This window comes from Flavobacterium nitratireducens, assembly GCF_029625335.1.
GTDB classification, from domain to species: Bacteria; Bacteroidota; Bacteroidia; order Flavobacteriales; family Flavobacteriaceae; genus Flavobacterium; species Flavobacterium nitratireducens.
The window spans coordinates 1,451,210-1,464,348 of the sequence record NZ_CP121111.1 but is presented as its reverse complement, the minus strand read 5'-3'; the positions used below and the strand labels follow the sequence as shown (position 1 = coordinate 1,464,348).

9 protein-coding genes and 2 pseudogenes are annotated in these 13,139 nt (G+C 32.3%); 3 read left to right on the top strand and 8 right to left on the bottom strand.

Features of this window, described 5'->3' with window-relative positions:
- Window positions 1-5: 5 nt before the first annotated feature.
- The 3 genes from P5P90_RS06980 to rffA all read right to left on the bottom strand — a co-directional run bounded on the left by P5P90_RS06980 (window position 6) and on the right by rffA (window position 3,721).
- Window positions 6-674: a sensor histidine kinase gene (locus P5P90_RS06980; RefSeq protein WP_278036489.1), complete on the bottom strand. Its 669-nt coding sequence runs from the start codon at window positions 672-674 to the stop codon at window positions 6-8.
- On the bottom strand, window positions 674-2,116 hold the full coding sequence (locus P5P90_RS06975; RefSeq protein WP_278036425.1) for a PAS domain-containing protein: 1,443 nt from the start codon (window positions 2,114-2,116) through the stop codon (window positions 674-676). The genes P5P90_RS06980 and P5P90_RS06975 overlap by 1 nt, the downstream gene beginning before the upstream one ends.
- A 471-nt stretch (window positions 2,117-2,587) precedes the next feature.
- Entirely contained in the window at window positions 2,588-3,721 is a 1,134-nt protein-coding gene (gene rffA, locus P5P90_RS06970; RefSeq protein WP_278036424.1) for a dTDP-4-amino-4,6-dideoxygalactose transaminase, read from the bottom strand.
- Here rffA and P5P90_RS06965 point away from each other — a divergent pair.
- Window positions 3,721-4,626, top strand: coding sequence for a hypothetical protein (locus P5P90_RS06965; RefSeq protein WP_278036423.1), 906 nt, complete (start codon window positions 3,721-3,723; stop codon window positions 4,624-4,626). The genes rffA and P5P90_RS06965 overlap by 1 nt on opposite strands.
- 1 nt (window position 4,627) lies before the next feature.
- On the opposite strand, the pseudogene P5P90_RS14310 reads toward P5P90_RS06965, so the two are convergent.
- A pseudogene (locus P5P90_RS14310) lies at window positions 4,628-4,897 on the bottom strand (GNAT family protein); the annotation flags it as partial.
- Window positions 4,898-5,024: 127 nt separating this feature from the next.
- Between P5P90_RS14310 and P5P90_RS14305 the strand changes: the two are divergent.
- Window positions 5,025-5,387, top strand: a complete 363-nt coding sequence (locus P5P90_RS14305; RefSeq protein ID WP_422851735.1) for an IS1/IS1595 family N-terminal zinc-binding domain-containing protein — start codon at window positions 5,025-5,027, stop codon at window positions 5,385-5,387.
- A gap of 20 nt (window positions 5,388-5,407) precedes the next feature.
- Window positions 5,408-5,992: a transposase gene (locus P5P90_RS06960; protein WP_278036422.1), complete on the top strand. Its 585-nt coding sequence runs from the start codon at window positions 5,408-5,410 to the stop codon at window positions 5,990-5,992.
- Between the two features lie 339 nt (window positions 5,993-6,331).
- Here P5P90_RS06960 and P5P90_RS06955 read toward each other — a convergent pair.
- The 4 genes and pseudogenes from P5P90_RS06955 to P5P90_RS06940 form a co-directional block, all read right to left on the bottom strand.
- Window positions 6,332-6,490, bottom strand: a pseudogene (locus P5P90_RS06955) (MFS transporter); the annotation flags it as partial.
- Window positions 6,491-6,580: 90 nt separating this feature from the next.
- Window positions 6,581-9,106 carry a glycoside hydrolase family 31 protein gene (locus P5P90_RS06950; RefSeq protein WP_278036421.1) on the bottom strand — a complete coding sequence of 842 codons (2,526 nt, stop codon included), beginning with the start codon at window positions 9,104-9,106 and terminating at the stop codon, window positions 6,581-6,583.
- 45 nt (window positions 9,107-9,151) lie between these two features.
- Window positions 9,152-11,263 carry a glycoside hydrolase family 97 protein gene (locus P5P90_RS06945; RefSeq protein ID WP_278036420.1) on the bottom strand — a complete coding sequence of 704 codons (2,112 nt, stop codon included), beginning with the start codon at window positions 11,261-11,263 and terminating at the stop codon, window positions 9,152-9,154.
- 54 nt (window positions 11,264-11,317) lie between these two features.
- Complete coding sequence (locus P5P90_RS06940; protein ID WP_278036419.1) at window positions 11,318-13,072, bottom strand: endo-dextranase; 1,755 nt, start codon at window positions 13,070-13,072, stop codon at window positions 11,318-11,320.
- Window positions 13,073-13,139 lie beyond the last annotated feature (67 nt).

The window sequence follows — 13,139 nt, the reverse complement described above, 5'->3', positions numbered from 1 at the left end:
AATAATTATTTTGCAATAGTAAAATAAAAGGTACTTCCTTTTCCTATTTCGGATTCAAGCCATATTTTTCCATCATGTAAATTCACTACTTTTTTACAGTAGGAGAGACCTATTCCAGTTCCTTCATATTGATCTCTACGGTGTAGTCTTTGAAAGACTTCGAATATTTTGTCAAACTGTTTCGAATCAATTCCAATTCCATTATCCTTGATGCTAAATTGGTAGTTTTTTTTATGCTCAATCGAGTCAATGATAATAAGCGGTTTGGTTTCATCGCTTGTGTATTTAATACCATTCACGATTAAGTTTTGAAATAATTTTATTATTTCCTGTTCATAAGCATTTATATGTATTGGTTGTCCAATATATTGGATAGTTGCCTCTTTTTTTTGAATCAAATCAGTTAGGTCTGTTTTAAGGTTTTCAATGAGACTTTCAATATCAATGTTTGTTTTTTTACTGTGAGTTCCCACTTTAGAATACTCTAATAATGATTTGATAAATTCTTTCATTCTTCGAGAAGAACTTTCAATAGCTTCGATGCTTTTTTGACCAATATCACTTAGGTTTTCTTCTTTTAATAATTGAGAAAAAGAAATTATTGTATTTAGTGGTTCCTGTAAATCATGTGAGCTGATGTAGGCAAATTGCTCTAGTTCTTTATTTTTTTCAATTAGGATGTTTTCAATTTTTTTCTTTCAGTTAAATCGGTGTGAGTTCCTACCATTCGAATAGGTTTCCCTTTTTCATTTTTTTCAATTACTTTACCCCGGTCCAATATCCACTTATAAGTACCATCTTTGCATAACACCCGATGAATATTTGAATAAATTTCGGTTTTGCTTTCCAAATGATTATTGACGTCTTCGAGACATGTTTTTAGGTCATCAGGGTGAACTCGAGTGCTCCACTCCGTTAAACTCCCTGTGATTTCATGGTCTTTAAAACCAAACATGGCTTTCCATTGGGGCGAAAAATAAACTTCATTTGTAATTAAATTCCAATCCCAAACCCCATCATTTGCACCTTCAAGTGCAAATTTCCAACGTAGTATACTATTTTCTAATTCTTGTTCAGCTTGATGATTTTCAGTGATGTCTTTTATATAGCCACTCCATAAAATGCTTCCGTCTTCCATTTTTTCAGGTTGAGAAATAGCCTGAATCCATCGTTCTCCCTTAGTGGGTAATACTACCCTGTATTTTATATCAAAAACAGATAAATTATTAATAGAGTTTTGTATGCTAGCATTTATCCTTTCAAGATCATCAGGATGTATATCCTTGAAAATATTAGTGGAGCTTTCTTTAATGTTATAAGGTTGTAATTCTAGTATTTCCCAAAATTTTTCTGAAACATAGGGGTAGCAATCTTTTCCGTCAGGGTAAAGGCGGTATTGGTAAAGTGCACCTGGAACTTGTTGCAAAAGTTTATATAATTGATCTTTTTTTTCTTTTAGTTCAATATTTTTCATAATTATTTTGAGGGGTACTTCGTGAGTTAAAATTGCTATTCCTTGTTCAATCGGCTGAATGATATTATTGAATCTCCCAATTTCTCCATTAGGGAAGTTGAATTCGTTTGTTGTTATTTCAATTTCTTTTTTTTCTATTACTTTTTTAATGGCATGAAAATGATCAGTTGTTTCTATGTTAGGGTATATTTCTGTCATCTTTTTCCCGATTAAACTTCCTGGTGGGTATTTACTGAATTCTTCTGTCTTTTTATTGAGATAAATATATTTAAACTCATTATCGATGATTTGAAATCCAAAATCCATTTTTTCTAAGGTTTCTCTCCAAAAGTCATCTTTCTTTTTGATTTCAGCTTCTAATTTTTTGATTTCAGTAACGTTATTAAGTATACCAATTACCCCTATAAATTTACCATTATCATCTTTAAGGCGTAAACCTTTTGTAAGTAGATGTACAATTGAACCATTTTTATGAGTATAGCGCACTATTTGCTCATAGGTTTCTAATGAGGAATTTTGAAAGTGTTTAAAATTATCTATTGCAAATTTTAAATCATTCTGATTAATTATATTTCTCCAAGAATTATTTTTTTGTATCTCTTCTTTATTGTATCCCAATATATAACCTAATTTAGGATGCATCCAATGTTTTTCAGGGTTTTCCAAATCCCAATGCCAAATTCCATAAGGCGAACCTTCCAAGATAAAATCGTTAATGCGACTGTCTTTTTTAGCTAATTCAAACAAATCAAATTTTAGGAATTGATCCATCGCTTCTTGGTGTTTTATTTATTTAAACAATATTTACTAGATTTTTTTAATTAATTTAATGCAAAAATGGATTAATAATAGTATGTTGTATAAGTCTTATTTTGTCTTTTTTTAACAGTTTTTTTAAAGAGGTTCTTACAATCAAATATAATTTATTTTTTTGAATAATGTTAAGAAATTGTAGGATTAATTATGGTAAACAGGTTACGGAAATGTAAAGGTAAAGAGAGTGTGGTGAAAGTAAATGTTAGTTAATCAATTGTTTAAGTCGTAAATTATCCTGTTAAAAGATTTGTTAGATAAGACAATCTTTGCTATGAAAAAAACAAAATCGGTGTAGATTTATTTGTTAAAAAAAAAGTTAAAAATTAAAGAAGTAATATATTCAACTTCATTGATGGTTAGTTCTGTATGGAAAGGAAGTCGTAATAATCGGTTCGAAATATCTTCAGTGAATTTGGCTCCGACATATCTTCCGGTTTTTAGTCCCATACCAGTGTTGTGTAATGGAATATAATGAAATAAAGCTTCTATGTTTTTTTGATTTAGGTAAATTCTTAGTCGTTCCCTTTCCTCTTTTGAATTTAAAATAATATAGAACTCATGAATGTTTGAACCTACTAAATCTTTAGGAATGAGCCTTAATAGATTTTTTTCTTCTAAGAACTTTAACTTAGAATAATATGTTTTGGAGAGTTCTTGCCTAATCCGAAAAATTTCATCGGACTGACACAATTGGTCATATAAATATGCCGCATTCAATTCATTCATTTGATATTTTGATCCTATATCCACCCATTCATAATAGGGGGTTTCTCCTTTTTGAAAAGCGTTTCTATTAGTACCTAAATGATAAATATTGTTGGCTCTTTCTTTGAATTTTTCATTGTTTATAAGTAAAAGCCCTCCCTGAACCGCAGAAATATGTTTGGTAACATCAAAACTGATTGCTCCAAAATCACCCATACTACCTAAAGCTTGATCTTTGTAATTATTACCAAAACCAACTGCTGCATCTTCAATTAAATATAATTGATGTTTTTTACAGATTTCTTTTAAAACATTCATCTTACATGGATGTCCTGCGTAGTGCATGGCGATAACAGCTTTTGTTTTTGGAGTTATGGCTTGTTCAATAAGAGTTTCATCAATATTAAGGGTGTTAGGATTGATATCAATAAAAACAGGAGTGGCTCCTTTTGAAACAAAAGCATTGGCAGTAGCTACAAATGTAAATGAAGGCATTATAATCTCGTCGCCAACTTGTACATCAATTAAAGAAGCAATCATTTCAAGAGCTCCTGTAGCTGAATGAGTTAGGAACAATTCGCAATTTGGATAAATATCATTAAGTTTATCTAAACAAAGATTGGAGAAGTGTTTTTTTCTGATTAACTCATAGTCCGAAAATAATAGTTCTAAATTTCTTGTAAAATTGTAAGTTTGTCGAATATTGTTAAACAAAATTTTCTTCATTGACTCATTTAGTACATATAATTAATCCTGTAAAAGTAGATAAAAAATCTGACTTGTATTATGCTCAACCAATCACTTTTGAGAGTATTTTGGTTGCCCGAAATTTTTCTAAGTACAAAGAACAAATTACATTATGTACGACCCAGTTTGAAGAAGATAAAAGTTGTATACCGGCAGGGTTTAAAGTACTTTCTAATTTAAACCGATCCGTTTTAAATTTAAATTCAAATTTAAAATCACGAAAGTTACCGCTTATTAAAGATATTTTAGATAAAATCAAAGAAATTGATTCCTGTGATTATTGTATTTATACTAATGTAGATATTGCATTGATGCCTCATTTTTACGACAGCGTTTTTCAATTTATAGCGCAGGGACATGATGCTGTAGTTATTAATCGCAGACGATTAATTAGTGAATATGATAAGGTAGAACAATTGCCAATGATGTATGCTGATTTGGGTAAATCACATCCTGGATTTGATTGTTTTGTTTTCAAAAGATCACTTTTAGATTTATTTGAATTGGATACTATTTGTGTTGGAATTTCTTTTCTGGAGGCGACATTAGTACACAATATATTTTCTTTTGCAAAAAATCCCCTTTATGTTCCTGATGCTCATCTTACTTTTCACATTGGGATGGATGTATTAGTTTCCAGAAAAAATAATTTTTACAAGCACAATAGAAAAGTGTTTTTTAAAACTATTTATCCTAAATTGAAACCTTATTTTGTTCTTAAAAAGTTTCCTTATGGTACTTTGAGTTTTCCAAATAGGCTAATTAAATGGTTTTTAAATCCAAGCTTGTTCACTTTGAATTATTTGAATTTGGAGAAAAAGAATATTTTACAAATTATAAAAGCTTATTTAGATGAGATAAGATGGCGTATTTTACAGCGCTAGATTATTGTAAGAGGTTAATGAGCTTAGGTTTAATATTGTAAAATTGTTCTTTTTTTAGTTTATAAATAGTGAATTCGGTGTTGTGTGGTTTGTCCTCCATAAAACCAAGGAGTTTGTTGTATTTAATAGCATTGCTATTACTGTTTTTGACTTTGGCAAAAATGGTTTCAAGGCCTAATTTGTTAAAAGCATGTTCTAATAATAAAATTGAGGCTCCTAACGTAATTCCGGTTCCATTAAATTTATTATTACCAATAAAAAGACCTGCTTCTCCTGATTTTGTTCTAAAATGGTTTAATAGTCAAAAATGGTTGGTAAAAACGCTGCAAAGCATTGTGAAATATGATGTTTCCGAAAGTTTATTGAAATTCGTTTCAATAAACTTTTTTTATTTATGAATAACTCAAAAAAAGCGCTGTCCCACATGTAAAAGTCTTCAAACTATTAAATGGGGAAAAAGAGAAAATAAACAACGATTTAAGTGCAAAGATTGCGGACAATTATTTACATCAAATAATAAATCAGTTTCGGATTCTAATAAAGAAATTTGGTTTAGAAACTGGGTAATAGGGAAAGATACATTTGATAAAATATCGGTCGAATCAGGGTATAGCAAAAGTACATTACAACGTTATTTTTCTAAAATGCTATCCAAAGCTCCAATTTTAGAATTTAGTTCAACAGATGAAATTTACCTGGTAATTGATGGAACTTATTTTCTAACGATATTTGTCTGGTGGTTTATAGAAACTTTCATTTAAAGTCGACACAGCTTTATAGAATGACTAATGGAGAGCATTTTGAAGAAATAGCAGAAGACTTGCAAAATTTATTAAGTCTAGGAATCAAAATAAAAAGCATTACATCTGATGGAGATAAATCATCTATAAAGGCCATTAAAAAAGTTTGTCCAAGAGTACCTTTTCAACGATGTTTAGTCCATGTTTCAAGAATGTGTAGAATATGGCTTACACAGAACCCTAAACATAAATCAGGTTTTGAACTCAAACAAATAGCAATAAAAATCCATCATATTGATTCTGAATACAAACGACAATTATGGCTAATAGAACTCATTCAATGGGAAGAACGATATAGAGATTTTATTAACCAAAAATCATCTAATATTGAAACAGGAAGATATTGGTATACTCATAAAATGGTTAGAAGATCATTTAATGTAATCAAAAAAGCTATACCTAATATGTTCCTGTACTTGAAGGATGACAAAATACCCAACTCAACAAACTCTCTAGAATCCTTTTTTGGACACTTAAAAGGCAACTTGAATATCCATAGAGGATTAAGTTTAGCCAATAGGAAGAACTTCTTGAAATGGTATTTATATTATAAAAACCAAATCTGAAATAGGTTTTTCTAAGCCATATCAGATTGCCGATAATTAAACAAAAAAAGGATAGCTAAAAACTATCCTTTTAATTATCGTATAATCATCAAATTTATTGCTGGTTGGTTGCTCCTCAGCAGAGCCAACTTCCTCTTCAATTTGACAGCCTAATTTAACTAATCCAAAATGAAAAATCACCAACCATTTTTGACCACATTACCCTCCATAAAAGTCTAATTGGAGCTCTTTTTTGTCTTTTTTTTAAATATGGCACTCAAAGGGAAAAATCAGACCTAAATTAAAAATCAACTAAAAATACACAATTTGTAAAAACAAAAGGGAGCTGTCCTTTTGATATATCGATACAAACTGGCTTTGACCTTGGGTTAAATCAAAAGCTTTTTTAAATACGGGAATTAATATATCGTTGCTGGCAGCGACAAATCCCCAAAAGAAAAATACAATTGCTAAAGGTATAAATTGCCCCCATTGGGTTTGTGTGTTTTTTGAAGTCATTATTTATTTGATCAGTATTTTTTTTAATGTTATCAAGGAATTATCCTAAATAGACTTATGTTTTTGAATTTTACTTAGGATAAAATTTCTTTATTTTGAAGAATTAATCTCTATATGAAGATCCAAACCGGTATCGGGTAATTTGACATAAATTATCCCTTGTTTTTCATCCCAACTATAGGATAGATTTTCATAATTCGAAAGCGCTTTTTCGTTTAACACTTCCGTTTTTTCTTTTTTAATTTTTAAAGTATTTACCAATATGCTTTTAGGCTTACTGTTAGTATGCAATTTTACAATGTAATTTCTGGAACCTGCTGGCTTGTAACCTTTATCTTCTCTGGCATTTATGTGTATCGAGTAGCCTGATGAATTAGTTAAGGCAGTAATTTTTGTTTTACAAAAGATATTCTTTTCATAATCCCTGCTTTCTCCATCATCTTCATATAAAACAAAGGAAGATTCTTTGCCAACTTTGCCAGGATAAACGTCAAAGCTAACAGGATAAACAGGTTTTTCATGTATGTATTGCATTATTGGCATGCTAGGTATTATGGCTCCTTTTTTAACAAACAATGGGATAGCATCTAAAGTAGCTTCAACGGTTATCCATTGTTTCCCTTTATAAACAGTCTTACTATCGTTATAATTAATCCATTCTCCTTCTGGTAAATAGAGCTTTTTGGTAACAGCTCCTTTTTCGACAACTGGAGCAACTAATAATTCCTTACCGAACAGGAACTGTTCGTCTAATCCGAATGTTTCAGTATCATTGGGGTATTCTAAAAACAATGCTCTCATTAAAGGCAATCCTGTATCATGTGCTTCACGGGCATAGGTATAGATATATGGGAATAATTTATATTTTAATTCAATAGCAGTTCGGGTAATATTCTCCACTTGAGTCCCAAAAACCCATGGTTCTACTGCATTTCCTCCCTCATGATGTGCACGACTTAGCGGATTAAAGACACCAAACTGCATCCAGCGAATATATAATTCAGACATAGCATCATAATCTTTGATATCACCGCAATAACCTGAAATATCAGAAGTCCAAAACGGAATTATACCCATTCCGGCAGAAAGTCCCACAGGAATTTGATTCGCAAATTGACTCCATCCATCTAAAACATTGTTGCCGTTTCCAGAATCTCCAGACCATCCAAATGTGTAGCGTTGCAATCCCGCATAAGCAGCTCTTGTCATTTGAAATATTCGCTTATTAGGATTATGCTTGTAAAATTGTTCGGTTACTACTTTGTCCCAGGTAAAACCATACACATTATGAATCTCATCGTGCATCCCTAAATGATGTTTCATATTAAGTCGGTCAGTTGCATCTTCATTACTCCAGGCTGGCTCTCCCATATCGGTCCAAAATCCACGTACACCATCATTTAAGGGTTTTTGTTGGTAATTTCCCCACCAGTCAGCCACTTCGGGTTTAGTAAAATCAACTACTCCACAATTTCCGCCCCATGGCCACGGCATATCATAACTCTTTCCAGTACGAGTATCTATTGCAAAATAGTTTTTAGAATTAGCCTCTTCCCATTGCTTTTTATTTGCTTGGGATATAACAGGGTCCTGAGAAATAATCATTTTAAATCCTTGGTCTTCCAATTCTTTTAGCATCTGTTTAGGATTTTGATAGTTGCTTTTCTTCCAGTCAAAATCCTGAAGTCCTTCAACCCAGCCAATATCTTGATATATAATATCACAGGGTATTTTTCTTTTTCTAAACTCAGCAGCAATGTCCTTAGCTTGTTTTTCAGCAGTATAATTGCCTCGACATTGAGCAAAACCTAATGCCCATTTTGGTGGCATGATGGGTTTACCGGTAAGAGCAATATAATTTTGCATGATTTGTTTATAATCATTCCCATACATAAAATAGTAAATCATTTCGCCTGAAACAGCCTCAAAAGAATAATAATCGTTAGACTCGCTACCAAATTTAAATTCCGTTTTATAGGTGTTGTCAAAGAAAATCCCATAATGATTGCTGCTCATAAAAAAGGGAATGCTTTTATAAAGAGGATCTTCGTTGACGCCATAACAAGGCTGATCACTATTCCACATCTTATAGCTCTTTCCACGACGGTTAAGAGTTCCTGCTTTTTCTCCTAAACCAAAAAACTGTTCATCTGATTTTAATGTTTTGTATGTGGCTATTTGGGTGCCATTTTTTACAAATCCTTTCTCGTTATAATCACCAAATAGTAACTTTTGGTATTTATCAAATACTTGTAATTTAAATGGTTTTTTGTTAACTCTAATTCTAAGTTGTTCTGTGAAAATTTCATAAGCTGAGGTCTCTTCATTAACATTAATATTTCCTGACCAACCCAAGTTTTCATTGATAACAGCAAAAGATTCGTTATTGCGTTTAAAAGTCCCATCAACTGAAATCCATACTTTTAACACCTGACCACTGCAAAATTGTAAAAGTACTTTCGCTTTGTTCTCACAATTAAAAATTACCTGATTATTCTGTGTTGTGTATGAGGTACAATTGCCAAGAGTTTGACTTTCTTTTCCTGAATTTTGTCCGTTAAGACTAACCTGAATGAATAGGTTTATCAGGAGTATATAAATTGATGTTTTTTTCATAATTCAAAGCGCTTGTATTAATTTTGTTTACTGCTGAAATGAAAATTATTTTTTAATTTCAATAATACTGATAGCATAACCACCGCCAGGTACAGAAAGTTGTGTTAACTTTGATTTATTGCTTACCGTTATTTTACGAATGGTATAGGCCTGTGGGTTCGTTTTATAATCTGCCTCTTTTGCATCAGCATAAATAGTAGCGGTGTATTTTTTACCTTTTTCAAGGAAGCCGAAATCAATGTTTGATGTACGAGGAGTTTCTCCATTTACATTTCCTAAAAACCAATTATTAGTTCCTTTGGCTTTTCTTGCTACTGTAATATATTGACCCGGTTCAGCTTCCAGATATTTGCTGTCATCCCAATCTATGGCAACATCCTTAATAAATTGGAAGGCATCTGCAAAACGTTCATAATTTTCAGGAAAATCTGCCGCCATCTGCAATGGACTGTACATGGTAACATAAAGTGCCAACTGGTTTGCAATGGTAGCGTTTACATGCGAACCATTTGTAACATCCATTTGAAAAATTCCCGGAGTGTAATCCATCGGGCCACCAATTAATCTTGTAAAAGGCAATATGGTAACGTGATTTGGATGATTTCGCTCACCTCCAAAAGCTTGGTATTCAGTTCCACGAGCAGCTTCGTTTCCGATAAGATTCGGATAAGTACGTGCAATTCCTGTTGGACGCACTGCTTCGTGTGCATTTACCATAATTTGATAATCGGCTGCTTTTTCGATGGCATATTGATAATGATTATTCGTCCATTGACTGTAATGCGTTTCACCAAGAGGAAGAATACTCCCCACATATCCGCTTTTCACAGCATCATAGCCGTATTGTTTCATCAACTTGTAAGCATCATCCATGTGGCGTTCATAATTGCGTATAGAGCCTGAAGTTTCGTGGTGCATAATGAGTTTTATTCCTTTAGAATGCGCATATTCATTCAATCCTTTTAGATCAAAATCAGGATAAGGTGTCACAAAATCAAAAACATAATCTTTAGCATTACCAAACCAATCTTCCCAACCAGTATTCCAACCTTCAACCAAAACAGCATCAAATCCATTTTTAGCTGCAAAATCGATATACCTTTTTACATTAGCAGTAGTTGCACCATGTTTACCATTAGGTTTCGCTTTAGTAAAATCGGTAACACCTAATTGTACTGCAGGGAATTCATCAGTGTAAGACCAGCTGCTTTTTCCTGAAATCATTTCCCACCAAACACCTACATATTTTGTTGGTTTAATCCATGAAGTTTCTTTGATTTTACTTGGTTCGTTCAAATTATAAGTCATTTTAGAAGCTAAAATAGCACGTGCATCATCGCTTACAATAATGGTTCTCCAAGGCGTATTACAAGGCGTTTGCATTTTACCTTTATCTCCATGTGAATCAGGAGTTAACCAGGATTCAAAAACAAAGTTTTTGTCATTCAAATTAAGGTGCATACAAGAATAATTGATTAAGGCTGCTTCATGCAGGTTGATATACAATCCATCGGCACTTTTCATCATTAAAGAAGTTTGCACACCGGTTGGAGAGAACGAAGTTTGCGAAACATTTCCTGTTGTGTATGCTTTTTCCATTAAGCTTTTTATTTCGGAAAGTTTTGAAGTGGTATAATTGTATTCCTGAGTGTCATAATCTCCAGGAATCCAATAAGCAGTATGATCTCCTGCCATTGCAAATTGTGTACGCTCTTCTTTTATAGTAAAATAGACTAGGTTTTTTTGTTGAGGAAATTCATATCGAAATCCAAGTCCGTCATCAAACAAACGGAAACGAATTATCATTTGTCTATCGGTTCCTTTTTGATTTAAAGTGACTGCTAATTCATTATAGTGATTACGAATAGAGGCTACTTCGCCCCATACCGGTTTCCACGTTTCGTCAAAAATAGTTGTTTTAGTGTCAATAACAGCAAAATCATTGAGTAACGATTTAGTATCGTCTTTAAGGTAAAATCCTAGTTTACTTGGTTTTATAACAGCTTTGTCTTTATAATTCAAACTGTAAATAGGAGTGCCATCACTTTGCAAAGAAAATTCCATTTGCAATTTGCTATTCGGCGATTTTAATTGTTGGGCGATAGCTGCATTGAAGAATAATACAGCTATTAAAGCTCTAAAAAAAGTCTTTTTCATTTTGTATTGATGATTGATTAGAAATAATAGAAAGTCTACTATTTGTTTGGATTATTAATATTCGACTACTATCATTCCCCAATATTGCATAGAAGGCACCTTAAAAATAAGATTACTTCCTACCTGAGTGAATGTAAGTTCTTTTGAAGCACCACCATCTAAATCAGGAGAAGCATACCATACTTTAGATACAGTATTGCTATTAGCTAAGCTTAAAGTAAAATTCTTTTTTACTGCGGGTGCTGTTTGTTCCCCATTGGTATCACGCCAATTTAGATTTGAGGTATTAGAAAAATTAATTAAATGAAGAATTTGTTTGTTTGCCAAAGATTTACCTATTACCGAAACGGTAGAGGCAACTGGAGGCCAGTTTTTCAAATTAAGTTGTCCATCACCTGAATTCAGTACCGGGGAATTGAACGTTCCACCTTCTCTTAAAATATTTTCATAAGCTACCATAAAATCGTAATATTTTTGAAGACGTTTTTTTAATTCGCCACTCATTTGCAAGTTATTATTTGGGAAATATTCTTTAGCCAGCATATGCTCTCCTAATTCCAAATGTGAACCTCCAAAAGCAAAGATTACCGCATCAGTAAATAATACTCCGGGAGTATTAAAAAATCCTGCCGAATTCGCTTTATCATAATTCATATAAGCTGCTAATACAGTATTAACCTGGTTGTTTGAAAGAGAGTTATTATCTTTAATGATATCTGCCAGGCTCTTATAAGTATTATTTGGATCCCAAACTTCAGTATAAGCTATATCAACTCCAGCACTTAAAATATTGGATTGACCGTATTGATTAACAGCATTTAAAACCATTTTCTTGCTAGGGAATTTGGTTTTTAAATTTTTAAGAAATGGAGTAAAGGTTTGATTAATTTGAACGGTATTTCCATTATAATCATATACCGTTCCTCTGTCACCTAATTGGTCCAGATGCCAACCATCGAAATTTAAATTATTATAAACTAAAGTAGTTTTATCAAAAATATAATTCTGCCAGTTTGTATTTCCCGGATTTGTAACATAAATATCGCTCAACCAACCTGGTAAAGGATGTTTGTTTACATTAGTATGACTGTTATTGTTATATATCAGCCATTCAGGAGAAACGCCGTCAGTGGCATAATCATTCCAGGTACCATACAAAAGATTGTAAAACATGGAAGCAATATTTTTGTCATGCCCTTTGTCGATATAGTTTTTAACGGTATTGAATGAAATGCTTCTATTGGCAATATCAACCCATGAAGTTGCAGGAACATTTCCATTCATTTTCAATGGAGCATGATGCTTGTTTAGCCAATCGTAATATTGAATAGCATTAATATGAAAATCCTTTAAAAAATCCAAATTGGCATTAATTTGTGCATCTGAAACATTTCCAAATTCACTCAGGAAACCATATCTTGGAAATTTTGCCCAATCAGAAGAAACGTCAACGGCTATTGTTCCTGCAATAGTTTCGACATTATCGTTGGCTTTGTATATTTCAATCATGTAACCCTTAAAATCAGTTGCCGGGGCTGTCCAAGTCCATGTTTTACCACTCATTGGTTCTTCCTTGATTACGTTGTTTAAGTGTTTGTATCTTACAGTAAAACCGGATAACATTTTGTCGGAAGAAAAAGTAACAGTTTCTCCGGGAGCATACTTTGTTTTATCGGTTTTTAATACCACTTCTGTAACCAGCTGAGTTTCTTCAGGTGTATAATTGAATGTGTCTTCAGGTTTCGTACAGTGTAAAAAAAGCAAAGCAATTAACACTAAAAAGCAATTATTTATTTTTATTAGTTTCATAAAATAAAATTTTAAATTAAAAGTAACAGTGTCATTACTTTAATGACACTGTTAAAAGCATTGAACC